This is a genomic window from Neorhizobium huautlense, assembly GCF_002968575.1.
GTDB classification, from domain to species: Bacteria; Pseudomonadota; Alphaproteobacteria; order Rhizobiales; family Rhizobiaceae; genus Neorhizobium; species Neorhizobium huautlense.
Genome location: NZ_PVBM01000001.1, coordinates 149,985 through 173,825 on the forward strand (window position 1 = coordinate 149,985; position 23,841 = coordinate 173,825).

The 23,841-nt window shown below is 60.0% G+C and carries 20 protein-coding genes; 10 read left to right on the top strand and 10 right to left on the bottom strand.

All coding sequences use genetic code 11. The annotated features are described in order from the left end of the window. Nucleotides 1–4 precede the first annotated feature (4 nt). Genes C5L12_RS00690 through C5L12_RS29010 form a run of 4 tightly spaced genes read left to right on the top strand, consistent with a single transcriptional unit; the run spans nt 5 to nt 3,997 of the window. Nucleotides 5–970 carry a DMT family transporter gene (locus C5L12_RS00690; RefSeq protein WP_105370088.1) on the top strand — a complete coding sequence of 322 codons (966 nt, stop codon included), beginning with the start codon at nt 5–7 and terminating at the stop codon, nt 968–970. Then, complete coding sequence (caiB, locus tag C5L12_RS00695) at nt 967–2,169, top strand: succinate--glutarate CoA-transferase (protein WP_105370089.1); 1,203 nt, start codon at nt 967–969, stop codon at nt 2,167–2,169. Before C5L12_RS00690 ends, caiB begins: the two co-directional genes overlap by 4 nt. Continuing rightward, complete coding sequence (locus C5L12_RS00700; protein ID WP_105370090.1) at nt 2,166–3,815, top strand: thiamine pyrophosphate-binding protein; 1,650 nt, start codon at nt 2,166–2,168, stop codon at nt 3,813–3,815. Before caiB ends, C5L12_RS00700 begins: the two co-directional genes overlap by 4 nt. A 59-nt stretch (nt 3,816–3,874) precedes the next feature. Further along, nucleotides 3,875–3,997 (top strand): hypothetical protein, encoded by a 123-nt coding sequence (locus C5L12_RS29010; RefSeq protein WP_280952503.1) that lies wholly within the window; start codon nt 3,875–3,877, stop codon nt 3,995–3,997. Nucleotides 3,998–4,046: 49 nt separating this feature from the next. On the opposite strand, the gene C5L12_RS00705 is transcribed toward C5L12_RS29010, so the two are convergent. The 3 genes from C5L12_RS00705 to C5L12_RS00715 all read right to left on the bottom strand — a co-directional run bounded on the left by C5L12_RS00705 (nt 4,047) and on the right by C5L12_RS00715 (nt 5,711). Further along, nucleotides 4,047–4,388: a RidA family protein gene (locus C5L12_RS00705; RefSeq protein ID WP_105370091.1), complete on the bottom strand. Its 342-nt coding sequence runs from the start codon at nt 4,386–4,388 to the stop codon at nt 4,047–4,049. Between the two features lie 66 nt (nt 4,389–4,454). After that, nucleotides 4,455–4,793 carry a protein tyrosine phosphatase family protein gene (locus C5L12_RS00710; protein ID WP_105370092.1) on the bottom strand — a complete coding sequence of 113 codons (339 nt, stop codon included), beginning with the start codon at nt 4,791–4,793 and terminating at the stop codon, nt 4,455–4,457. Between the two features lie 78 nt (nt 4,794–4,871). Continuing rightward, entirely contained in the window at nt 4,872–5,711 is an 840-nt protein-coding gene (locus C5L12_RS00715; RefSeq protein ID WP_105370093.1) for a DUF4432 family protein, read from the bottom strand. Nucleotides 5,712–5,904: 193 nt separating this feature from the next. On the opposite strand from C5L12_RS00715, the gene C5L12_RS00720 reads away from it, so the two are divergent. Beyond that, nucleotides 5,905–7,293 carry a L,D-transpeptidase gene (locus C5L12_RS00720; RefSeq protein WP_170109032.1) on the top strand — a complete coding sequence of 463 codons (1,389 nt, stop codon included), beginning with the start codon at nt 5,905–5,907 and terminating at the stop codon, nt 7,291–7,293. 101 nt (nt 7,294–7,394) lie between these two features. Here C5L12_RS00720 and C5L12_RS00725 read toward each other — a convergent pair whose 3' ends face one another. The 6 genes from C5L12_RS00725 to C5L12_RS00750 form a co-directional block, all read right to left on the bottom strand. Further along, nucleotides 7,395–8,111 carry a ParA family protein gene (locus tag C5L12_RS00725; protein ID WP_105370094.1) on the bottom strand — a complete coding sequence of 239 codons (717 nt, stop codon included), beginning with the start codon at nt 8,109–8,111 and terminating at the stop codon, nt 7,395–7,397. Nucleotides 8,112–8,330: 219 nt separating this feature from the next. Beyond that, nucleotides 8,331–9,476, bottom strand: coding sequence for an iron-containing alcohol dehydrogenase (locus C5L12_RS00730; protein WP_105370095.1), 1,146 nt, complete (start codon nt 9,474–9,476; stop codon nt 8,331–8,333). Beyond that, entirely contained in the window at nt 9,473–10,858 is a 1,386-nt protein-coding gene (locus tag C5L12_RS00735; protein WP_105370096.1) for an aldehyde dehydrogenase family protein, read from the bottom strand. The genes C5L12_RS00730 and C5L12_RS00735 overlap by 4 nt, the downstream gene beginning before the upstream one ends. A gap of 41 nt (nt 10,859–10,899) precedes the next feature. Then, entirely contained in the window at nt 10,900–12,270 is a 1,371-nt protein-coding gene (locus tag C5L12_RS00740; RefSeq protein ID WP_105370348.1) for a glutamine synthetase family protein, read from the bottom strand. A 74-nt stretch (nt 12,271–12,344) separates the two neighbouring features. Further along, nucleotides 12,345–13,844, bottom strand: coding sequence for an amino acid permease (locus C5L12_RS00745; RefSeq protein ID WP_105370097.1), 1,500 nt, complete (start codon nt 13,842–13,844; stop codon nt 12,345–12,347). Nucleotides 13,845–13,974: 130 nt separating this feature from the next. Next, nucleotides 13,975–14,751, bottom strand: a complete 777-nt coding sequence (locus C5L12_RS00750) for an N-formylglutamate amidohydrolase (protein WP_105370098.1) — start codon at nt 14,749–14,751, stop codon at nt 13,975–13,977. Nucleotides 14,752–14,923: 172 nt separating this feature from the next. On the opposite strand from C5L12_RS00750, the gene C5L12_RS00755 reads away from it, so the two are divergent. The 5 genes from C5L12_RS00755 (at nt 14,924) to C5L12_RS00775 (ending at nt 19,855) form a co-directional block, all read left to right on the top strand. Then, a complete protein-coding gene (locus C5L12_RS00755) occupies nt 14,924–15,811 on the top strand; it encodes a MurR/RpiR family transcriptional regulator (RefSeq protein ID WP_105370099.1) in 888 nt (295 codons plus the stop codon). 139 nt (nt 15,812–15,950) lie between these two features. Next, complete coding sequence (locus C5L12_RS00760; protein ID WP_105370100.1) at nt 15,951–17,054, top strand: ABC transporter substrate-binding protein; 1,104 nt, start codon at nt 15,951–15,953, stop codon at nt 17,052–17,054. Between the two features lie 66 nt (nt 17,055–17,120). After that, the gene (locus tag C5L12_RS00765; protein WP_105370101.1) at nt 17,121–17,996 is read left to right on the top strand and encodes an ABC transporter permease; all 876 of its coding nucleotides are present in this window, start codon (nt 17,121–17,123) and stop codon (nt 17,994–17,996) included. Continuing rightward, nucleotides 17,993–18,781 (top strand): ABC transporter permease, encoded by a 789-nt coding sequence (locus C5L12_RS00770; RefSeq protein WP_105370102.1) that lies wholly within the window; start codon nt 17,993–17,995, stop codon nt 18,779–18,781. The genes C5L12_RS00765 and C5L12_RS00770 overlap by 4 nt, the downstream gene beginning before the upstream one ends. A gap of 12 nt (nt 18,782–18,793) precedes the next feature. Next, nucleotides 18,794–19,855 (top strand): ABC transporter ATP-binding protein, encoded by a 1,062-nt coding sequence (locus tag C5L12_RS00775; RefSeq protein WP_105370103.1) that lies wholly within the window; start codon nt 18,794–18,796, stop codon nt 19,853–19,855. A 63-nt stretch (nt 19,856–19,918) separates the two neighbouring features. Here C5L12_RS00775 and metH read toward each other — a convergent pair whose 3' ends face one another. Then, on the bottom strand, nt 19,919–23,683 hold the full coding sequence (gene metH / locus C5L12_RS00780; protein WP_105370104.1) for a methionine synthase: 3,765 nt from the start codon (nt 23,681–23,683) through the stop codon (nt 19,919–19,921). Between the last annotated feature and the right edge of the window lie 158 nt (nt 23,684–23,841).

The following is a 23,841-nucleotide window of genomic DNA, read 5'->3' on the forward strand; positions in this document are numbered from 1 at the left end:
GAACATGAGTTCGCAGCCCAGAAGCCTCGCCGGATCGATACCCGAGAGCCGCACCGTTCACGGCCTCGGTCTGATGATCCTTGCAATGCTGCTCGCGCCGCTCATCGACATCTTCGCCAAGCTCGCGACCGATGCCGCCTCGCCAACCTTCATCACCGCAGCACGGTTCGTTTTCCAGGCACTCTTTATGCTGCCGATCGTCCTCTGGAATGGGTCCTGGCGCACATTCTCCTGGCGGCTCAGTGGCTACCACGCCATCCGCGCCGGCCTGATCACCCTTGCCATGATCTGCTTCGTCGCAACCCTCGCCGTCATGGAAGTGGCCGATGCGGTCGCCATCTTCTTCGTCGAGCCGATCATCCTGACGGTGCTGTCTAGTATCTTCCTCAAGGAGATTATCGGCTGGCGCCGCTACACTGCCTGCACCATCGGCTTTCTCGGCGCAATGATCGTCATTCGCCCGAGCTTCGAGGATATCGGCTTCGTCGCCATGCTGCCGATCGTCACCGCTTTCTGCATAGCGATCTTCGCCCTGATGACCCGCGCTCTTTCGCATCGCGAGGACCCCTGGTCGATGCAGTTCCAGATGGCGCTTTGGGGAATCCCGATCTCCGCCGTCCTGCTGCTTGTTGGCGCCCAGACAGACACCGCCTTCCTCGCGCCGTCGATACCGGATTGGCTGACCCTCACCTGGCTGATCGGAGTAGGCGCCTTCGCGGCATTTTCCGGCATCCTCGCCGTTTATGCCTACCGGGCGGCGCCCGCCTCCGTCATCGCGCCGCTGCAATATTTCGAGATCGTCTCCGCCACCCTGTTCGGCTGGCTGGTCTTCGGCGATTTTCCTGACCCTATGAAATGGCTCGGCATTTCCATCATCATCGGCTCCGGCCTCTACATCATCTGGCGCGAACGGCGGGTCGCCTCCACGAAACCCGTGACCTGCACAGCAAAGACATCCGTGACCCCATGACTGAGACGAAAAAGAAGCCGCCGCTGGACGGTATACGCGTCATCGAACTGGCCCGCGTGCTCGCCGGCCCCTGGGCGGGCCAGATGCTGGCCGATATGGGCGCCGATGTCATCAAGGTCGAAAATCCCGACGGCGGCGACGATACGCGTGCCTGGGGACCGCCCTTCGTTGAAGGCACGAACGGCGAGAACCTTTCCGCCGCCTATTATCATTCGACAAACCGCGGCAAGCGCTCGATTGCCGTCGACCTGAAGGGCGAGGAGGGCCAGGACATCGTCCGCCGTCTCGCGGCGACGGCGGACGTGCTGATCGAAAACTTCAAGCTCGGTGGCTTGGCGAAATATGGCCTCGACTACGAGAGCCTGCGGAAAATCAACCCGAAACTGGTCTATTGCTCGATTACCGGGTTCGGCCAGAATGGGCCTTATGCAAACCTGGCGGGCTACGACTACATCGTCCAGGGCATGTCGGGCTTCATGTCGATCACCGGCGCACCGGACGGCGAACCGATGAAGGCAGGTGTCGCGATCGCCGACATCTTCACCGGCGTCTACGCCGTGACGGCAATCCAGGCAGCACTGATCCACGCCATGAGGAGCGGCGAAGGCCAGCTCATCGACATGGCCCTGCTCGACGTGCAGGCCGGCGTACTCGCCAACCAGAATATGAATTACCTGGTTTCGGGCAAGGCGCCGCAGCGGTTGGGCAACGCCCATCCCAACATTTCTCCTTACGAGGTCGTGCCGACCGAGGATGGCCATCTCATCCTTGCCATTGGAAACGACGGCCAGTTCCGTCGCCTCTGCCGCATCCTCGCCATCGAAGCCGTCGCCGACGACGAGCGCTTCTCCACCAACAAGTCGCGCGTCGCCAACCGCGACGAGGTCCGGCGCCTGGTTTTGGCGCAGACGGGTAAATGGAAAAAGGCGGATCTGCTCGTCGCTTGCGGTGAGAATGCCGTGCCGGCGGGTCCGATCAATTCGATCCAGGAAATGTTCGACGACCCGCAGATCAAGGCGCGCGGGCTTCGGATCAATCTCGAAGCAGCCGACGGCACGGTCATCCCGGGTGTCCGCAGCCCGATTATCCTGTCCGAGACGCCGCTCGCCTATCACCGTCCAAGCCCAGCACTTGGGGAGCATACAGCCGAGATTCTCGGCGAACTGGAAGAAATGCAAAACAGGGGGAAACAGAAATGAAGACCGGCGGCCAGCTTATTGTCGAGGCGCTCAAGGCGAACGGCGTCAAACGCGTCTCCTGCGTGCCGGGCGAAAGCTATCTCGCCGTCCTCGACGCGCTCTATGAGAGCGGCATCGACGTGCTCGTATGCCGCCAGGAAGGCGGCGCGGCGATGATGGCCGACAGCTGGGGCCGGCTGACGGGAGAGCCCGGCATCTGCATGGTGACCCGCGGCCCTGGCGCCACCAATGCCTCCGCCGGCCTGCACATCGCAAGGCAGGATTCAGTCCCGATGATCCTGTTCATTGGTCAGGTTCAGCGCGAAGCGCGCGAGCGCGAGGCTTTCCAGGAGGTCGAGTACCGCCGCGCCTTCACCGAATTCGCCAAATGGGTCGGCGAAATCGACGATGCCCGACGCATTCCCGAATTCGTCACCCGTGCTTTTGCCGTCGCCACTTCCGGCCGCCCCGGCCCGGTGGTGCTGACACTGCCGGAAGACATGCTGGTCGAGGAGGTCGAGGCGCCGAAAGCCCGTGCTTATATGCCGGTCGAAAGCCATCCCGGCAAAAGCCAGATCGCCGCCTTCGAAACCATGCTGAAGAGTGCTCAGCGTCCGATGTTCATCCTTGGCGGCACCCGCTGGAGCGAACAGGCGGTCGCCGATTTCCAGGCTTTCGCCAGCCGTTTCAAAATCCCAGTCGGCTGCTCCTTCCGCCGCCAAATGCTCTTCGATCACCTGCACCCCTCTTATGCAGGCGATGTCGGCATCGGCATCAATCCAGCACTGGCCAAAGAAATCCGGGAATCGGACCTACTGGTGCTGCTCGGCAGCCGCATGTCGGAAATGCCTTCCTCCAGCTACACGCTGATCGACATTCCCTATCCCAAGCAGAAGCTTGTCCATGTCTTCCCCGATCCGGAGGAACTCGGCCGCATGTACCGCCCCGACCTGGCGATCTGTGCCGCTCCCGCGGAATTTGTCGCGGCGCTCAACGACCTCGAACCGCCGGCCTTGCCCCTCTGGGCCGAACGGAAATCGGCGATGCACGACGCCTATCTCAAGTGGTCGACGCCGCCGGAAGCCGGCCCGGGTGCCGTCAAGATGGGTCCGATCATGCAGTGGATCGAAAAGAACGTACCGGACGACGCGATCTTTACCAATGGCGCCGGCAACTACGCCACCTGGCTGCACCGCTTCCACCGCTTCCGGAAATACAACACCCAGTCCGCCCCGACCTCCGGCTCCATGGGTTATGGCCTGCCGGCGGCGGTCGCGGCAAAACAGCTCTTTCCGGAGCGTGAGGTGGTTTGCTTTGCGGGAGACGGCTGCTTCATGATGCATGGACAGGAGTTCATCACCGCCGTCCGTTATGGGCTGCCGATCATCACGGTGCTGGTCAACAACGGCATCTACGGCACGATCCGTATGCATCAGGAGCGCGAATATCCCGGCCGCGTCAGCGCCACCGACCTCGTCAATCCGGACTTCGTCGCTTATGCCGAAGCCTTCGGCGGTCACGGTGAACTGGTGGAGAAGACCGAAGAGTTCGGCCCCGCCTATTTGCGGGCCCGCGCCAGCGGCAAGCCGGCGATTATTGAAGTGAAACTCGATCCGGAAGCGATCACACCGAGCAGAACGCTCACCCAGATCCGCCAGGGCTCCTAGTCCGGATGCTACAATAGCGGCTTGCCGGAACCGATCATTTGATCCGTCGTTGATGGGCTATGGCAAAGGATACGAAACGCAAGGCACTCGGCGGAATGACGACCTTCGTCGTCGTCATCTTCCTGATCGCGATTGCGCTGGCCGCCTTTTATTTCTTCGGCCTCACCCCGGGTGAAGCCTGAATCACTGAAGAAGAAGCGGGACCGGCTTATGCCGATCCCGATTCCTCGATTAAATCGCGGCCGTGACGATGAATTCAACTTTATACTTCGGAGCGGCAAGCTTGGCTTCGCTAGTGGCGCGGGCCGGCGGATTGGCCGGATCGATCCAGGCCTCCCAGACGGCATTCATCTCCCCGAAGGTAGCCATATCCGACAGGTAGATGATCGTCTGCAGGATCTTGGACTTGTCGCTACCGGCGGCAGCGAGCAGGCGATCGACTTCTGCGAGTGCCGATTTGCACTGGTCGGTGACGCTTTCGCCTTCTCCCACCTGACCGGCGAGATAGACCGTATTGCCGTGAATCACGGCGCCGCTCATGCGGGCGCCCGGCTCGATGCGCTTGATGCTCATGGAACTACTCCTGAAATTTGAGCTGGGGGAAGGTCTCGCGCTCCAGGCACGAGACACGATGAAATCTCAGCCGCGGATATGCTGGCTCTTTTCGTAGATTGCCGTCGAACGGGCGCCGGAACGGCAGAAGCCGAGCATCGGGCGCGGGAATTCGTCGAGCGCGTCGACCATGGCGCGGACGCCCTCCGCATCGACGCCCATACGACCGACCGGAATGTGGCGGATATCGAGACCAAGCTCCTTGGCGCGTGCCGCGATATCCGCAAAACGCGGTTGACCAGGCTCTTCGTCATCGGGACGGTGGCAAACGAGGGATTTGAAGCCCATCGCCTTGATCTGATCGAGCTCTTCGACGGTGATCTGACCGGTGACGGAATATTCGTCGTTGATCTGGCGGATATCCAAGGCTGAGCCCTCCGTTTTCAATGAGGCGCAAGCATTACGACGGTGCCGCGGAGGCGTCAATCACGGAACGGCTGCGCCTCAGCCGAAGCTGAAGCGCAATCCATACTCGATGCTTTCCCCGGGCTTCAGCAACCCCAGCTCCCCCTTTTCCGCCAGCTCGTATCGGCTCACCCAGCGATGCGAAACCGGTTCTATGCCAAGGACATGCGCCGGCGCCTTCTGGTTCCGCCAGATCTGCAGGTGCGGCAGCGTCTCCGTCTTGAACTTGACCTTGAGAGTGAGGCCGCCGATTGCGGCTATGGGTCCAAGGGCTATCTCTGCCCATTGTTCGCCACCGTCTTTCGCAGGCACGCAGAAGACACCGCCGGGATCAGCACCGAACCTCCAGGGAAACCCTCCCCCTTCCAGCATTTTCCCTTTAAGGCGGACATGATCGTCGAGCAGCCATGCTCCAATATTCATGTGATACATGTGCACAGGGGCAAAAGCCTTTGTGCCGCTATTTGTGATCTTGTCCGAAAGCGTCACTTCGCCCGTGGCGCCGTCGATCCTCCAGTGGCGTTCGAGCAACGCGGGCTCGCCGGTCGCCATGGTGACTCGCACCCGGCCTCGGCATTCGGCATCGCCACCCTGGTTATCCCAGAAGAATATCTCCGCAGGGTGGGAAGAGAAGGAACCGTGGAGCGGATATTTCCGTCCGTCGGCCGCACCTTCGATCGGTTCGGGGTGGCGAATATGGTCGGGTCCACATGTAAAGAGGAAACCCTCCAGCGAATGGTCGATTCGCGGATCGCCGTCATCGGGAATGGCGCGGCCGGGAGACAGATCGATATCGCCGATCACGCACCCCCCGATGTCGAGCATGGATGTCTCGTCGAGGAAAAGCGTCGGACCTCTGGCAGCGGAAAACGCCTTCATAATCATTCCCTTCACGGTTTTGTCAAAAGTTCTACCCGATCGTGATACGATTTTAACGGGACATTCATGACGAATTCACTTTTTCCACACTACGGTCAAATTTACCTTGTCTGTGGCGACGGGTGCGGGCTGGGAACGAAGACGCGAGTTCCCGATTTTACATATATTAGGAAACCAGGAAGTCGGTGACACAGTGAAGCGGCTATTTTTTGCAGGCATCAGCCTCGTCGTTTTGACAGCTGCCCAAGGCATTCCATTTGCAGAGGCGCAGAGCCGGTATCGTTACCCGGCGGAAACGATCCTCGTCTCCCCCGACGGTGCGATCCTGGACTATGTCCCAGATCGCGGGGATGTCGTCATCAGCCGTGACGGCATGGGGCGGCGCGTATTTATCGACCGCTACGGTAATGTCCTCGCTACCGAAATCCGCCAGGAGAGCTACCGCCCCGCCCGCGCCGATGACTATCCGCCGGCACCCGGCGGGTATCGCAACTCCCGCAATTCCGGGGGCTATCAGGACGGTTACGGCTATCGCGATTTCCGCGAATACCGGCCGGGCGAGCCGGGAGACGTGACCGGCACCGTTCCCGATCGCGGCTCGATCACCCGGCTGCCACTGGAGGACCAGCCGTTGCCGGGTGCCGACAGCGACTACCCGCAAGAAGCCTCCATCGAGCCGGACCAGCAAGCCATCGAGGCCCTGCATCCGCAGAAACCGATCATTACCGTGACCAAGAAGCCGCAGGCGGAAATCGCCGCCCTTCAGGTCTTTCTTGATCGCGAGGGCATCTCTCCGGGCGTGATCGACGGGCATCTCGGCGACAACGTCAACAAGGCCATAGCCGCCTGGCAGGAAATGACGGGCGAAACGCTCGATCCCAACAATTCCGAAGATATCATGCAGCGCCTGACCTATTCAGGCGGCCTGCCGATCATCGATTACACGATCACGCCGGCAGACGCCGCCGGCCCCTATGTTGCGTCGATCCCGGAAGACTACGCGCACAAGGCGCAACTCCCCGCCATGTCTTATATGTCGGTGACGGAAAAGCTCGCCGAGCAGTTCCATATGGACGAGAACTACCTGAAGGCGCTCAATCCCGGTGTCGATTTCACGATCCCCGGCTCCACCATAAAGGTCATCAACCCCGGTCAGCCAAAGGTCGGCCAGGTGACGCGGATCGTCGCCGACAAGGGCAGAAAGCAAGTCTTCGCCTACGGCGAAGACGGACGACTGGTTTCGGCTTATCCGGCAACCATCGGCTCCACCGACACGCCGTCCCCAACCGGTACCCACACGGTCCAGCGCATAGCCCTGGATCCGGGTTACACCTACAATCCGAAAATCAACTTCCAGCAGGGCAAGAACGATCAGATCCTGCAGATTCCGCCAGGCCCCAATGGACCGGTCGGGACAGTCTGGATCGCATTGTCAAAGCCCACCTACGGCATCCACGGCACGCCGGATCCCTCCAAGATCGGCAAGACCAACAGCCACGGTTGCGTCCGCCTGACCAATTGGGATGCGACCGAACTTGCCAAGATGGTGAAGCCCGGAACGACGGTGGAATTCGTAGAATAAGCCGCGGCGATTGCCGAACTGCTTTTTGAAGAAAAATGGCCGGCTCATCAGAACCGGCCGTTTCACAATAAGCCGTGGCCTGAACACGACCTGGATGTCGCTCAGGCGGCGTAGCGGTTCAATCCGAAGAGGCGCGACGCGACGGACCGGGTAATCTTGACGGGCATCAGACGCATCACCTCCTGTGCGAAGGAGCGGGCGTTTTCCTTCGCCTTGTCAACATTGCTGACCTTCGCCGGATCCAGCGTGTGGAGCGTACCGCCGATCTCGAACAGTTCCTTGAAGGCGATGCGCTCGCCGATCGGCGTGTCGAGGACATGCACGCCGCGTGCAGCGAGCAGACCCTTGATGGTCAATAGCGCCTTGGTGGTGACCATCGAGGTCACGCGGGTCAGCACGACCGAATGCGCGATGTCGAGGTTTGCCTTTTCCTTGAGGAAGGAGAGAAGATCAAGGATCTGCGCAGCACCCTTGGCGTCCATGGCCGAACCTTGGACCGGGATCATTACGTGATCGGAAAGGCCGATCGCGGTGGTGACCAGCGCATCGCGGGCGCCGGCGAGGTCGATGATGAAATAGTCGGTCTGCGGTCCCATTTCCCGAAGGTGACACTGCAACGAGGCGATGGTGACTTCCGAGATGACATCGATATTGCGGACTTTCCCTGACGTCTCAGCCCATTGGCTTATCCAGCGCTGCGGATCAGCATCGATGACTGTGACGCGAAAGCCCTGATGGGCGAGTTCGGTAGCGAGCAGCAGCGCGGCAGTCGTTTTTCCGGCGCCACCCTTGGCATTTGCAAATGATATTACAGGCATTTTCGGTCCTCGAAGAAGTCCTGAGCCGCATCGCTCACGAGGACACCGGGAAGCATGGTGTCATGAAGCCATCCTTTCCAAACATGGTTAACGAATTGTAAAATTAGACCTCATGAAAATAAACCGAAAGATTTAGCTCGACTTGCTAAAACACAGAAAAGCCCGGAGATTTTGCCCTCCGGGCTTTGTTTAAGCCGATCCTGCCAAGGCGAAAAAGTATTAAAAGCAGTCGAGGAAAAGCTCCCTGGTGTTCTCCATCGTCATCGTGACGGGATTGCCGCCGCAACTCGGGTCCTCCATCGCCATGGCTGTCAGTTCATCGATTCGGTCGGACTTGATTCCCATGGCCGTAAGATTTTCCGGTACGCCGAGCTCGGAGCGCAGTGAAAGCACATAGTCGTAAAAACCGCCGAACCCGCCGGCAATCCCCAGATAGGCGGCAGCGCGGGCGATCTTTTCCTCGATCGCCGGCCGGTTGAAACGCAGCACCGGCGGCATGACGACAGCATTCGTCATGCCGTGATGGGTATTGTAGACGGCGCCGATCGGGTGGGAGAGCGAGTGGATCGCGCCGAGCCCCTTCTGGAAGGCAACGGCGCCCATCGCGGCGGCCGACATCATATTGGTGCGCGCCTCGATATCAGTGCCATCCTTGTAGGCGCGCGGCAGGAATTCCTTTACGAGCCGCATCCCTTCGAGTGCTATGCCCCCGGACATCGGATGGTAGAAAGGCGACGAATAGGCTTCCAGGCAATGGGCAAAGGCGTCCATTCCGGTGCCGGCGGTGATCGCCTTCGGCATACCCATCGTCAGTTCCGGATCGCAGATGACGACGCCCGGCAGCAGTTTGGGGTGGAAAATGATCTTCTTCACGTGGGTGACCGAGTTGGTGAGCACCCCTGCCCGTCCGACCTCCGAACCCGTCCCGGCCGTGGTTGGCACCGCAACGATCGGTGCAATCTTCGAGGCATCGGCGCGGGTCCACCAGTCGCCGATATCCTCGAAATCCCACACCGGTCGGGTCTGCCCGACCATGAAGGCAATCAGCTTGCCGAGATCGAGGCCCGAGCCGCCGCCGAATGCCACCACGCCATCATGGCCGCCGTCCTTATATGCCTTGATGCCGGCTTCGAGGTTTTTCTCGTTCGGGTTCGGATCGACATCGGCAAAGATCGCCCGGCCAAGACCTGCCTCTTCGAGAACGTCGAGGGCGTGGCCGGTGATCGCCATCGGAGCGAGTCCCCGGTCGGTGACGAGTAGCGGCTTCCTCAGACCCAGCGTCTTGCAGGCGTCCGCCAGTTCCTTGATGCGGCCGCGGCCGAGCTTGATGGCGGTCGGATAACTCCAGTTCGCGACGATATTCATTTCGTGACCTTTTTCAGGTGATAGGATTTGGGACGGGTCAGGTTGTGGAAACCGAGGACGGAAAGCGAGCCGCCCCGGCCGGTTTCCTTGACGCCTGTCCAGACGAGCGCCGGATCGAGATAGTCGGCGCGGTTCATGAACACAGTGCCGGTTTCAAGCTCCTGGCCGAGCCGGCCGGCGCGTTCGGCATCCTTTGTCCAGAGCGACGCGGTCAAACCATACTGGCTGTCGTTCATCAGGCCGAGCGCCTCTTCGTCGCTCTTGACCTTCATGATGCCGACTGCCGGACCAAAGGTTTCCTCCCGCATGAACGGCATGGAATGATCGACATCGACGAGGATCTGTGGAGCGAGATAGGCGCCGCCATCATCGGCCGGAAAGAGTTTCGGATCGATCAGTGCCTTGGCCCCCTTGGAGACGGCGTCGGCGATCTGTTCGCGCACCACCTTGGCGAAACGTTTGTTCGCCATCGGACCCAACGTCGTTTCCGTGTCCAGAGGATTGCCGAGCTTGTAGTTGGAAACCCAGGCGACCGACTTCTCGACGAACCGGTCGTAAAGCGATTCGTGCACATAGATACGCTCGATGCCGCAGCAGCACTGGCCGGAATTGTAGGTGGCGCCATCCATCAACACGTCGACGGCCGCATCGAGATCGGCATCCTCCATGACGTAACCGGGATCCTTGCCACCAAGTTCGAGGCCGAGGCCGGTGAACGTGCCGGCGGCGGCGCGCTCGATCGATCGACCGCCTTCGACGGAGCCGGTGAAGTTGATGAAGTTGAAGAGTCCCTGCGAAATCAGCTTCGCCGTCGTATCGTGATCCAGGAAGAGGTTCTGGAAGACGTCTTCCGGCACACCCGCTTCGATGAAAGCGCGCACCAGGCGTTCACCGACCAGCAGCGTTTGGGAGGCATGTTTGATGACGACGGTATTGCCGGCCATCAACGCCGGCGCGACAGTGTTGATCGCCGTCATATAGGGATAGTTCCACGGCGCGATGACGAAGACGACGCCATGGGGCTCGCGCTCGATGCGCCGTTCGAATGTCGCGCTATCTTCGATCACCATCGGCTTTAGCGCATCGGCGGCGATCGACGCGACATAGTTCGAGCGTTCGTTGAAGCCCTTGAATTCGCCGCCATAACGGACCGGCCGACCCATCATCCAGGCAAGCTCCGGAACCACCTCGTCGGCCATCTCGTTCAGCCGCGCGACGCCTTTCAGCACCAATTGCACGCGCTCTTCGAGCGGCCGTTTCGCCCAGGCCTTCTGTGCATGCCGAGCCCGGCCGATCGCTTCCGCCGCCGCCTGCAGCGACATGGCCTCGCGCTCGGCATAAACCGAGCCATCCACCGGCGAGATACATTGGATCATCGTCATGATCTCACTTCCCATTACGTTTTTGATTTGTGCGGAGAGGTCTACACCCTCTCGAATCCGCGCGCCACTTCCCAATCTGTCACACGGCGGTCATATTCCTCCTGCTCCCAGTGAGCCGCCCGCACATAGTGGTCGATCACTTCGTCGCCGAAGGCGGTGCGAAGCAACTCGGAACCGTGCAGCAGATGGGTCGCGTCGCGCAGGGTTTTCGGGATTTCCCTGATGTCCTTGCCGGCATAGGCATCCCCGACAAAGGCCGGCTCGAGCTCCATCTTCTTCTCTATTCCGTCGATGCCGGCCGCAAGCAGCGCCGCCATGGCGAGATAGGGATTGAGGTCGGAGCCGCCGACGCGGCATTCGACCCGGATCCCGCGGGTAGCCTCGCCGCAGAGCCGGTAGCCAGCGGTGCGATTGTCTTTCGACCAGACGGCCTTGGTCGGCGCGAAGGTTCCCGCCATGAAACGCTTGTAGGAATTGATATAGGGCGCCAGGAAATAGGTGATCTCGCTTGCATGGTTCAGCAGACCGGCCACGTAATGCTTCATGACCGAAGACATGCCGTATTCACCGTCCTTGTCGTGGAACAGCGATGTCTTGCCGTCGGCGCTCCACAGGGATTGGTGAATATGGGAGGAACTGCCGGCTGCGCTGTAATTCCATTTTGCGAGAAAGGTAATGGCTTTGCCCTTCGCCCAGGCGATCTCCTTGGCCGCATTCTTGATGATCACGTGCCGGTCGGCCATGGTCAGAGCATCGGCGTAACGCACGTTGATTTCTTCCTGGCCGGGAGACGCTTCGCCTTTGGAATTTTCGACGGGAATGCCGGCCCCTTGCAGGCCGGTGCGGATCGCCCGCATCACCTCCTCCTCCTTGGTCGTCTGGAAGATGTGATAATCCTCGTTATAGGCGCTTGCCAGCTTGAGATTGCGGTAGCCGCTCTCGCGTGCGCTGTCATAGGTCTGGTCGAACAGGAAGAACTCCAATTCGGTTGCCATGAAGGCCTTCATGCCCATGGCTTCCAGGCGCTTTACCTGCTTCTTCAGGATGGCGCGCGGCGAATGCGGCACCTCCTCATGGGTATGATGATCAAGCACGTCGCAGAGGACCAGCGCGGTGCCTTCCAGCCAGGGCAGTTTCCTCAGCGTCGAAAGATCCGGCTTCATGGTGTAGTCGCCGTACCCCTTTTCCCAGCTGGACGCCTTGTAGCCTGGGACAGTCTCCATCTCGATGTCAGTGGCGAGCAGATAATTGCAGCTGTGGGTCTCTTCGTAAGCGCTCGCGACGAAATATTCTGCCTGGAACCGCTTGCCCATCAGGCGGCCCTGCATGTCGACCAAAGCAGCGATAACGGTGTCGATACGGCCTTCGGCTACATCGCGCTTCAAATCGTCGAAAGAATAGTTGGCGGTCATGCCCTGCATCCGTTCCTATTAAAAACTGGGAGGCGTGGCCAGCGGAGTGCGGGCCACGCCGATAAGTGGATTAATCAGGCGAGCGAAGCCGCTTGCTTGTGTTCCATCGCAAACTCCTCTTCCGGGGAGAGGATCAGGCGGTGGCGGCCGACGAATGCGAAATAGGCAATCGCGATCGCAAACCAGATGACGACCCAGAGCACGCCCTTGGTGAAGTTCGGATCCTGGATCTGGTAGAGCAGCGTGACGATGGCAATGATGATCGTCAACACCGCCCCCGGGATACCCAGCGGCGAGCGGAAAGGCCGTTCGATATTCGGGAGCTTCTTGCGCAGGATGATGAACGAGATCGCCTGCATGATGTAGGAGAACATCGCCCCGAACACTGCCATGTTGAGAAGCACGCTGCCAATGATGCTGCCGCCCTGCTCCGCACCGAGCGCGAACCAGATCACGAGCATCACAGCAAGGCCGACGACGGAACCGGTGATCATCGCCACATACGGTGTCTTGTAGACCGAATGGGTGACGGACAGTACCGTCGGGAAATAGCCGGCGCGAGACAGCGAATAAACCTGCCGCCCCTGCGCGTAAAGGATCGTGTGGAAGCTCGCGATGAGGCCGGTCAGCGCCACGAGGCCGAGGATCACCACGCCGCTATCGCCGTATACTGCCTTGAACCCGTCGAGCAGCGGTTCCAGCGACGAGCCGAGATGGAACGAGCCGACGCCCGGCACGGACGGATTGAGCAGGACGATCATGAAGGCGGAGACCATTAATGTCACCATGCCGAGGATAATACCCTTCGGCATGTCCCGCTTGGGATCGACGGATTCTTCGGCCGCCAGCGGCAATTGCTCAATGGCGAGGAAGAGCCAGACGGCGAAGGGAAGCGTGGCAAGCACGCCGGAAAAGCCGAAGGGGAACCATTCGCCGTTGCCTTCCGGCAGTTCGACGGCTGCCCCGTCCGGTCCCACGCCGATATTCAGCGCCCAGCGCGAGAAATCCATGCTCGGAATTGCGCTGATCCAGAAGAACACCAGAACCGCCAGCGAAAGAACGGTGATGACCAATGTCACCTTGAACGACAGTTCCAGCCCGAAGACATTGAGAGCGAGAAAGATCGCGTAGAAGATCATCCACACGAGCGGCGAATAGGCCGGATCAAGTCCGAGGATCGAATTCACATAGGCCGTGATGAATGTCACGATAACCGCTGGCGTCAGCACATATTCGACATTTTCGCAGAGCCCGGTGATGAAGCCCCCCCAGGGCCCCATGGCCGTGCGGGCGAAGGAATAGGCCGCGCCCGTGTGTGGCAGCGCCGGGCTCATCTCGGCAATCGAGAACGTGAGGCCGAGATACATCACCGCGATGATGATGCCCGCAACCAGCATGCCACCCCAACCGCCGGTCGCAAAACCGAAGTTCCAGCCGGAAAAGTGTCCGGAAATGACCGCTCCGACGCCGAGCGCCCAGAGCGACCATACGCCCGCATAGCGGGAGAGCCCGCGCTTTTCGAAATAGGAAGCGTCTGCCTTCTTATAGCTGACGCCCGCAGATGAATTTTCCATGCCCTTCTCTCCTGATCAAAGAATCGGGCGGCCGATCATCATGATCAACCCCCACCCCAGTCGACATATGTTGACGCCGCCCGTTCTTTTCCGGTGTCGGCGCCTGCAGCTTTCACTGCTCCCCCGGGTCTTATCTTGGGATGTCTGCGAGACTTTCCCGCAGCAGTCCTGTCAAGAAATCGGCCGCGACCCCCTGGCCGGTTTCGTCTGCAATCAAATCGTTTCTCACCTCGATCATCACATTGAGCAGCCCCGCGGGCAAAGCGTGAACTTCAAGCGTGTGGGTGACGCCATCGGCTGGTCCATAGGGCTCGTTGCGCTCGACCCGATAGAGATGAGTATCGGAGGCTGCCTTGAGCATCCGATCCGCAAGACGGCTGTCCGCATCGTGCAGAATGCCGATCTCGACCGGACGCGCCTTGCCGAAATAGACGGGCGTGAAACTGTGGACCGTGACCAGCACGCTCGCCTGACCCCTTGCCCGCCTGGCGGCGATCTCTTCCCGAATGCGGCCGTGGAACGGCATGTAGAGCGCCGTGGTGCGCCGGGACTTTTCGGCATCGGAAAGGTTTTCGTTGCCCGGAATGCGAAAGACTTCCGAAACATCGCGCATCGCCGCAGGCGAGTCCGGCGGACGGTTGCAGTCATAAATGAGGCGGGAGAAGCGCTGGTGGATGAGCGTGGCATTAAGCCCCTTTGACATCAATCGCGCAACGGCAAGCGCGCCCGGATCCCACGCGATGTGGGAAGCGAGCGCCTCCTCCGGCAGACCGAGATTGCCGTAACGTTCAGGCAAACGCCGCGAGGCATGCTCGCAGATCAATAAGACCTCACCCTTGCCGCAGGCATTTTCCACGGCAACGGGTTCACCGTCCGCCGCCGTGAAAAATTCCGATTGGACCAGCATGGAAGGCTTCCCGCGAAATTTGAGTAAAATCGACCCAAGAAGAGAATTCTTCACTTTTTGATGATCGTCAACGTGAAACTGAAAAATTCTCTTCAAACGAGCCGTTGACTTCTCTCCAGAAACAATCGTTAATCCTGTCATAAACCGGCGAAGACCGGAGGGAACAGCTTTCGTGCCACCAACAGCACGCACCGTATCGGATGTCATTCGTCGTCGTTACGACGGGCTGACGCGTGCGGAAAAACAGTTGGCGGACAGCTTATTGGAGAATTATCCCGTGTCGGGGCTGGGCAGCATCACGACGATCGCGGAAAACGCCGGCGTCTCGACGCCGACTGTTGCACGCATGGTGCAGAAACTCGGTTACAAGGGTTATCCGGAATTCCAATCCCACCTTCACCAGGAGCTGGAAGAGACGATCTCCAATCCGATCGCCAAGCACGACCGCTGGGCCTCCAATGTGCCCGGAACCCATATCCTGAACCGCTTTGCCGAGGCCATCACCGCAAACCTGCGTGATACCCTTTCGGATTTGGATACCCGGACGTTTGAGGGGGCCGCCGCGCTGCTCAAAGATCGGGAGCGAAGCATCTACTTCGTCGGCGGCCGCATCACCGGTTCGCTGGCGGAATATTTCTTCACCCACATGCAGGTCATCCGCCCGAAAACGACGTTGATCACCAACAATTCCAGCTCCTGGCCGCAGCACGTGCTCAACATGAACGCGGGCGACATCCTGGTGATTTTCGATATCCGCCGTTACGAGCAGGAGATGGCGACGCTGGCAGAGGCCGCCAGGGCCAATGGCGTCGTCATCATCTTGTTTACCGATGTCTGGGCCTCGCCGGTCGCCCAGCAGGCACAGCACATATTCAAGGTGCGTACCGAGGCTCCTTCCGCGTGGGATTCGTCCGTCGTCACGCTCTTTGTTGTCGAAGCTCTGATCGAGGCGGTTCAAAACGCCACATGGGAGGAAACCCGCGAACGCATGAATTCTCTTGAGGGCCTTTTCGAACGGAGCCGCCTCTTCCGCAGACCGGGCCGTCAGAGCTTTTCTTGAACGAGGACAATGAGGCTGAAAACTGCAGGCAGATCAGGAGCTTCATAAGCGGATGCTGATGCGCCCGAGCTGTCATAGACGATACATAAACTGACTCTACGAGTCGCGCCCGACACGACCTGAACCCTAGGAGGATACCGTGCTCAACAAGACCCAACGTCTTCTTTCGATGACGACCGCGATCGTCGTCGCTTCGGCCAGCCTTGCAGCCGCCGAGCCGAGCGCCGAACTGATTGCTGCCGCAAAGAAGGAAGGAACGCTCACCACGATCGCGCTGCCCCACAGCTGGTGCGGTTACGGCGACGTGATCGCCGCGTTCAAGACCAAATACGGGATCGAGGTCAACGAACTGAACCCCGACGCCGGTTCCGGGGACGAAATCGAAGCCATCAAGGCCAACAAGGGCAACAAAGGCCCGCAGGCTCCCGACGTGATCGACGTCGGCCTTTCCTTCGGACCGTCGGCAAAGGCTGAAGGCCTGCTCATGCCCTATAAGGTCTCGACCTGGGACAGCATCCCCGATAGCGCCAAGGATGCCGAAGGCTACTGGTACGGCGATTATTACGGCGTCCTCTCCTTCGTCGTGAACACGGACATCGTCAAGGACGTGCCCAAGGACTGGGCCGACCTGAAGAAGTCGGAGCTGGCAAATTCCGTAGCGCTTGCCGGTGACCCGCGCGCCTCCAACCAGGCCGTCCAGGCCGTTTATGCGGCTGGATTGGCAGCAGGCGAAAAAGACGCGGCCAAGGCTGGGGAAGCCGGTCTCTCCTTCTTCGCGGAAGTCAACAAGGCCGGCAACTTCGTGCCCGTTATCGGCAAGTCCGCCTCGCTCGCCCAGGGATCGACCCCGATCGTGATTGCCTGGGATTACAACGGTCTTTCCTGGCGCGACAGCCTCAAGGGCAACCCGCCGGTCGAGGTCGTGGTCCCGGCTTCGGGCGTCGTGGCCGGCGTTTACGTGCAGGCGATTTCGGCTTTCGCTCCGCATCCAAACGCGGCAAAGCTCTGGATGGAGCATCTTTATTCGGACGAAGGTCAGCTTGGCTGGCTGAAGGGTTACTGCCACCCGATCCGCTTCAACGATCTTGCCAAGAACAACAAGATCCCGAAGGCGCTTCTCGACGCGCTGCCGCCGGCTGCAGCCTATGAAAAGGCTGTTTTCCCGACGCTCGATGAACAGGCCGCAGGCAAGGCCGCCATCACCACCAAGTGGGACAGCGTTGTCGGCGCCAACGTCAAGTAATCTTGCGATCCCCGGTCTTCCCGCCTATGCGGGAAGACCTCCCTTCCTGCGAAAGACCTCCGCATCATGAGCGCCGCAACGACGTCCTTTATCGACCGCCGCACTGTCGTCGACTGGCTCGGCATCGTTCCGTTCATGATCTTCGCATTGATGTTCCTGATCATTCCGACGCTTTATCTGGTGATGGGGGCATTCTTTACCCCTGACGGCCAGTTCACCTTCAGGAACATCGCCGACCTCTTCACGCCGTCCATCATCAGCGCCTACTGGATCAGCATCAAGGTCTCCGTCGCCTCTTCGCTCGGAGGCGCGCTGATCGGCTTCTTTCTTGCCTGGGCAATCGTGCTCGGCGGCGTCCCCTCCTGGGTGCGCTCCGGGCTTTTGACCTTTTCCGGCGTTGCGTCCAATTTTGCGGGGGTTCCCCTTGCCTTCGCCTTTCTCGCCACCCTCGGGCGAACCGGCCTTGTCACGGTCCTGTTGCGGGACTGGCTGGGCTTCAATCTCTATTCCACCGGCTTCAATATCCTGTCCTTCTTCGGGCTGACCATCACCTACATGTTCTTCCAGATCCCGTTGATGGTGCTGATCCTGACGCCGGCCCTCGATGGCATGAAGAAGGAATGGCGCGAGGCTTCGGAAATACTCGGGGCTTCCACATGGCAATATTGGCGCATGGTGGCGCTGCCCATCCTCTGGCCGAGCCTGATGGGTACGACGCTTCTTCTTTTTGCAAACGCGTTTGGAGCGATCGCGACCGCCTACGCCCTCACCGGCTCCTCGCTCAATATCGTGCCGATCCTGCTCTACGCGCAGATCCGCGGCGACGTCTTGCACAACGCCAATCTCGGTTATGCGCTGGCGCTCGGCATGATCGTCATCACCGGCATCTCCAATCTCCTTTACATCCTGCTGCGCATGCGCGCTGAACGGTGGCAGAAATGAAGACGCAGAAGATACTGGCCTGGATCGCCATCGCCATCGGCGTCATCTACTTCTTCGTTCCGCTGATCGGCACCTTCGAATTTTCGCTGCGCATGCGGCGCGGCGAATATTCCACCGACGCTTACCAGTCCGTCTTTTCGGACATGCAGTTCCGGGAGACCTTCGGCTTTTCGATGGTGATGGCGCTGCTCACCATCATCTTCGGAATGTTGCTCGTCGTGCCGACCGCCTACTGGGTGCGGCTGCGTCTGCCTCAGATCCGCCCGGTTATCGAATTCATTACGCTGCTGCCGCTCGTCATCCCTGCGATTGTCATCGTCTTCGGTTACCTGAGGCTCTACAATTCATCGTCCTGGATACCCTTCACGGGCTCCACATCCGGCACCAATGCGCTGCTGGTATTGTCCTATATAACGCTCTCCCTGCCCTACATGTACCGTGCGGTGGATACCGCCATGCGCGCCATCGATGTGAGGACGCTGACCGAGGCAGCGGAAATTCTGGGGGCCAAGTGGCCGACCATCATGCTTCGCTGCATATTCCCCAACGTGATGTCGGGTGTGCTCTCGGGGGCCTTCATCACCTTTGCGATCGTCATGGGCGAATTCACGATGGCCGCCCTTCTCAATCGCCCGGCCTTTGGACCTTACCTGCAGCTCGTCGGCGCCAACAAGGCTTATGAGCCTGCGGCCCTCGCCGTTATCGCATTTGCGATCACCTGGCTATCGATGGGGCTCCTTCAGCTCGTTTCCCGTTTCAGCAAGATGGCACCCTCCCGGCCATAAGGAATTCCTCGCATGTCTTTCCTCGTCCTTGACAACATCAAGAAGAGTTTCGGTCAGACGCAGGTCGTCAAGGACTTCAACATGTCCATCGAGAAAGGCGAATTCGTTTCCTTTCTCGGACCGTCCGGCTGCGGAAAGACGACGGTGCTGCGCATGATCGCGGGTTTCGAAAACCCGAGCGACGGCACGATTTCCATCAACGGCAAGAACCAGAACCGCCTCAAGACCAATCAGCGCAACATCGGCATGGTTTTCCAGGCCTATGCGCTTTTCCCCAACATGAACGTCTTCGACAACGTCGCCTTCGGCCTCAAGGTCGCCGGCAAGCCGAAAGAGGAAATCGAAACCCGCGTGAAGGAGATGCTTGCCCTGATCCGGCTCGACCATCTTGCCGACCGTTACCCCTATCAGATGTCGGGCGGCCAGCAGCAGCGTGTCGCGCTTGCCCGCGCGCTTGCCCCAAAACCCCAGGTCCTGCTCCTCGACGAACCTTTGTCCGCGCTCGATGCAAAGATCCGCGTCTCGCTGCGCGAGGAAATCCGCCAGATCCAGCGGCAGCTCGGCATCACCACGGTATTCGTCACCCACGACCAGGAAGAAGCCCTGTCGATCTCGGACCGCATCGTTGTGATGAACGCCGGCCGCGCCGAACAGATCGGCACGCCGTCGGAAATCTACAACCGACCGAACACCCGTTTCGTCGCCTCCTTCGTGGGTACGCTTAACATCATCGAGGCGACCGTCGCCGATCCGTCCGCCAATACCGTCAAGGTGGGCGACAATACGGTGAGACTGCGCGAACCGATCGGCGCATTGAACGTAGACGACAAGATTTCGATCGCGCTTCGTCCAGAAGCCGGTTCTCTCTCGGAAAGCGCCAAGGGAGACACTGCGATCGTCGGCAAAGTCATCTCTTCGCATTTCCTGGGGTCGGTGATCCGCACAAAAATGGATGTTGGCGGCAACCAGATCTCCTTCGACATGTTCAATGCCCCGGACGCCGTATTGCCGCAACCGGGCGAAGTACTGACCCTTCGCTTCTCGTCAGGAGATTTCCTGATCGTCAGGGACTGACCCAGCCGCCTGGAGAAAAGGTGATCGAATTCGCCAATCACCTTTCAGGTAACGTCGTCGATTTCAGGCGGCATCCTCGACCAGCGAGGAAGGCACATAGTTGAGGACCGGGCCGAGCCAGCGCTCGACCTCCTCAACCGACATGCCCTTGCGCTTGGCATAGTCCTCGACCTGGTCGCGCTCGACCTTGGCAACTCCGAAATAATACGAAGCGGGATGGCCGATATAGAGGCCCGAGACCGAGGAACCGGGCCACATGGCGTAGCTGTCGGTAAGCGCCACACCGGTTGCGTTCTCGGCGTCCAGCAGCCGGAAAAGCGTCGACTTTTCGGTATGATCCGGCTGTGCCGGATAGCCGGGCGCCGGACGGATGCCGGCATAGGCTTCGGTGACCAGTTCGTCGGAGGAAAAATTCTCGTCCGGCGCATAGCCCCAGAATTCCTTGCGCACGCGCTCGTGCATGCATTCCGCAAAGGCTTCCGCGAAACGGTCCGCCAGCGCCTTCACCAGGATGGACGAATAGTCGTCGTTGGCCCGCTCGAAGCGCTCGGCGATGGCGATCTCCTCGATACCCGCGGTAACGACGAAGCCGCCCACATAGTCCTGAACGCCGCTCGCCTGCGGCGCCACGAAGTCCGAAAGCGCCACATTCGGCCGCCCGTCCCGCTTCGACAGTTGCTGACGCAGCGTGAAGAAGGTCGCAAGCTCTTGGCTCCGGCTGTCGTCGGTAAAGAGGCGGATGTCATCGCCGACCGTATTGGCCGGCCAGAAGCCGATCACCGCCCGCGGCCTGAACCACTTTTCCGCGATGATCTTGTCGAGCATCGCCTGTGCATCGGCATAGAGCTGGCGCGCCGCCTCGCCCTGAGCTTCGTCCTCCAGGATCGCAGGGAAACGCCCCTTCAGTTCCCAGGTCTGGAAGAAGGGGGTCCAGTCGATATACTTCGCAAGTTCGGCAAGATCGTAGGTTTCGAACACTTTTGTGCCGATGAACTGCGGCCTGACCGGTTTGTAGTCGGTCCAGTCGAGCTTTTCCGGATTGTCGCGGGCACGGGCGATCGGCAAACGGGTCTTTTCCGCTTCCGAGCGGGCGTGAGCAGCGGCCACTTTGCTGTATTCCGCCTGAATGGTGCTGATGTAGTTCTGCTTTGCCTCCGGCGACAGCAGCGAAGATACGACTCCCACGGCGCGGCTTGCGTCGGTAACGTAGATCGCCTGGCCCCGATCGTAACGCGGATGGATCTTGACCGCAGTGTGGACACGGCTGGTCGTAGCGCCGCCGATCAGCAGTGGAATATCGAAGCCCTGACGCTCCATCTCCGAAGCCACGTGCGCCATCTCGTCAAGCGACGGCGTGATGAGGCCGGAAAGCCCGATGATGTCGACCTTCTCGGCAATCGCTGTTTCCAGGATCTTGGTCGAGGGCACCATGACACCGAGATCGATAATCTCGTAATTGTTGCAGGCAAGCACGACGCCGACGATGTTCTTGCCGATATCGTGGACGTCGCCCTTCACGGTTGCCATCAGCACCTTGCCGGCAGACTTCCTCTGGTCGCCACCCTTCAGCCGCTTCTCTTCCTCCATATACGGCAGCAGCACCGCCACCGCCTGCTTCATGACCCGCGCCGACTTCACCACCTGCGGCAGGAACATCTTGCCCGAGCCAAAAAGATCGCCAACCACGTTCATGCCGGCCATCAGCGGCCCTTCGATGACATCGAGCGGACGCGTGGCCTGCTGTCTCGCCTCTTCGGTATCCTGTTCGATGAAATCGGTGTTGCCGATGACCAGCGCATGGGAAAGACGCTTTTCGACTGGCCATTCGCGCCAGGCGAGATCCTGCGCCTTGGCTTCCTTGGTGCCGGTGCCGCGATAGCGCTCGGCGATATCGAGCATCCGCTCCGTCGCATCGTCGCGCCGGTTGAGCACGACATCCTCGCAGGCTTCACGGAGCTCCGGGTCTATGTTCTCGTAGATTGCCAGCTGCCCGGCATTGACGATGCCCATGTCCATGCCCGCCTGGATGGCATGGTAGAGAAATACGGCATGCATCGCCTCGCGCACCGGCTCGTTGCCGCGGAAGGAAAAGGAGAGGTTCGAAACGCCGCCGGAGATATGTACCAGCGGCATCCGCTCGCGGATCGTTCGGGTCGCCTCGATGAAGGCAAGTCCGTAGCCGTTATGTTCCTCCATCCCCGTGGCGACCGCAAAAATGTTCGGGTCGAAGATGATGTCTTCCGGCGGAAAGTCCGCCTCTTCTGTCAACAGCTTGTAAGCGCGCTCGCTGATTGCCACCTTCCGCTCGTAGGTGTCGGCCTGCCCCTGTTCGTCGAATGCCATGACGACCACGGCAGCACCGTAATTGCGAAGCAGACGCGCCTGGGCCAGGAACTTCTCCTCGCCTTCCTTGAGCGAGATCGAATTGACGACGGGCTTGCCTTGCACACACTTGAGGCCGGCCTCCATAATCTCGAACTTCGAGGAATCGAGCATTACCGGAACACGGGCGATATCCGGTTCGGCGGCGATGAGGTTCAGGAAATCCACCATCGCCTTTTCAGAATCGATAAGCCCCTCGTCCATGTTGATGTCGATCACGGACGCGCCGTTTTCCACCTGATCCCTCGCAACGGCGAGAGCCGCCGTAAGATCGCCAGCGGTGATCAGCTTGCGGAATTTTGCCGAGCCGGTGACGTTGGTGCGCTCGCCGACGTTCACGAAAGGGATGTCCTTCGTGAAGACGAAGGGTTCGAGGCCGGCAAGCGACATGAAAGGCTTGTGCTCGGGGACTTCACGCGGCCTGTGCGGGGCAACCGCTTCGGCAATCGCGCGTATATGCTCCGGCGTCGAGCCGCAGCAGCCGCCGACGACATTGACGAGTCCCTCTTCGGCAAATCCCCGGATCTGCCGCGCCATATCGTCGGGCGTCTCGTCGTAGCGACCGAACTCGTTCGGCAGGCCCGCATTCGGATAGGCAGAGATGAATGTGTCGGCGACCGCTGAAAGCTCTTGCAGATGCGGCCGCATCGCGTCGGCGCCGAGTGCGCAGTTCAGCCCGATCGTGAAAGGCTTGGCGTGGCGGACCGAATACCAGAAGGCCGATGGTGTCTGGCCGGACAGCGTACGCCCCGACAGGTCGGTGATCGTGCCGGAGATCATCACCGGCAGGTGAATACCCTTTTCTGCAAACCGCTCGGCACAGGCGAAAATGGCCGCCTTGGCGTTCAGCGTGTCGAAGATCGTCTCGATCAGGATGATATCGGCACCGCCATCGACGAGCCCGTCGATCTGCTCACCATACGCAATTCGCAGATCATCGAATGTCACCGCGCGGTAACCGGGATTGTTGACATCAGGCGAGATCGACGCCGTGCGATTGGTCGGGCCGATGGCGCCGGCTACGAAACGGCGGCGGCCATCTTCTTGCTCTGCGCGAAGCGCCGCGCGTCGCGCCAGGCGGGCACCGTCGCGGTTCAGATCGTAAACCGCATTCTCCATCTGGTAATCGGCCTGGGCGATCCGGGTCGAGGAGAAGGTATTGGTCTCGATGATGTCGGCCCCGGCCTTGGCGTAGCGATAGTGGATCTCTTCGATCGCCTGCGGCTGGGAAAGGATCAGGAGATCGTTGTTGCCCTGCTGATGACAGGCGCATCCGATAAAGCGCTCTCCGCGGAACTGCTCCTCGTCGAAGCCGAGGCCCTGAATTTGAGTCCCCATGGCGCCGTCGATAACAAGGATTTTCTCCCTGGCGGCAGCCTGAAGCGCGGCAAGAATTTCGGCGCCATCGCGGCGGGCATCTTCCGGACCAAACAGATCATCCAACATAGGCGCACTCCCAAATCGCAGCAAGTGACTTAATGATATAAAGATGTCTTTATGTGAAGTCCAGCGCGGTTGACGCATTCTGTCCAAGTTTTGCCGATGACAGACTATTGCGGGGACGTTATAGCCTCCAGTCAGAAACGACGAGTGCATCAGGGAGA

Excerpts from the sequence above, each read along its gene's own strand:
- C5L12_RS00700 (WP_105370090.1), top strand. The coding sequence starts at position 2,166 with ATGAAGACCGGCGGCCAGCTTATTGTCGAGGCGCTCAAGGCGAACGGC.
- C5L12_RS00750 (WP_105370098.1), bottom strand. The coding sequence starts at position 14,751 with ATGCTGGTCCAATCGGAATTTTTCACGGCGGCGGACGGTGAACCCGTT.
- C5L12_RS29010 (WP_280952503.1), top strand. The coding sequence starts at position 3,875 with ATGGCAAAGGATACGAAACGCAAGGCACTCGGCGGAATGACGACCTTC.
- C5L12_RS00690 (WP_105370088.1), top strand. The coding sequence starts at position 5 with ATGAGTTCGCAGCCCAGAAGCCTCGCCGGATCGATACCCGAGAGCCGC.
- C5L12_RS00730 (WP_105370095.1), bottom strand. The coding sequence starts at position 9,476 with ATGAATATCGTCGCGAACTGGAGTTATCCGACCGCCATCAAGCTCGGC.
- C5L12_RS00765 (WP_105370101.1), top strand. The coding sequence starts at position 17,121 with ATGAGCGCCGCAACGACGTCCTTTATCGACCGCCGCACTGTCGTCGAC.
- C5L12_RS00715 (WP_105370093.1), bottom strand. The coding sequence starts at position 5,711 with ATGAAGGCGTTTTCCGCTGCCAGAGGTCCGACGCTTTTCCTCGACGAG.
- C5L12_RS00745 (WP_105370097.1), bottom strand. The coding sequence starts at position 13,844 with ATGGAAAATTCATCTGCGGGCGTCAGCTATAAGAAGGCAGACGCTTCC.
- metH (WP_105370104.1), bottom strand. The coding sequence starts at position 23,683 with ATGTTGGATGATCTGTTTGGTCCGGAAGATGCCCGCCGCGATGGCGCC.
- C5L12_RS00740 (WP_105370348.1), bottom strand. The coding sequence starts at position 12,270 with ATGACCGCCAACTATTCTTTCGACGATTTGAAGCGCGATGTAGCCGAA.
- C5L12_RS00735 (WP_105370096.1), bottom strand. The coding sequence starts at position 10,858 with ATGACGATGATCCAATGTATCTCGCCGGTGGATGGCTCGGTTTATGCC.
- C5L12_RS00725 (WP_105370094.1), bottom strand. The coding sequence starts at position 8,111 with ATGCCTGTAATATCATTTGCAAATGCCAAGGGTGGCGCCGGAAAAACG.
- caiB (WP_105370089.1), top strand. The coding sequence starts at position 967 with ATGACTGAGACGAAAAAGAAGCCGCCGCTGGACGGTATACGCGTCATC.
- C5L12_RS00775 (WP_105370103.1), top strand. The coding sequence starts at position 18,794 with ATGTCTTTCCTCGTCCTTGACAACATCAAGAAGAGTTTCGGTCAGACG.
- C5L12_RS00770 (WP_105370102.1), top strand. The coding sequence starts at position 17,993 with ATGAAGACGCAGAAGATACTGGCCTGGATCGCCATCGCCATCGGCGTC.
- C5L12_RS00705 (WP_105370091.1), bottom strand. The coding sequence starts at position 4,388 with ATGAGCATCAAGCGCATCGAGCCGGGCGCCCGCATGAGCGGCGCCGTG.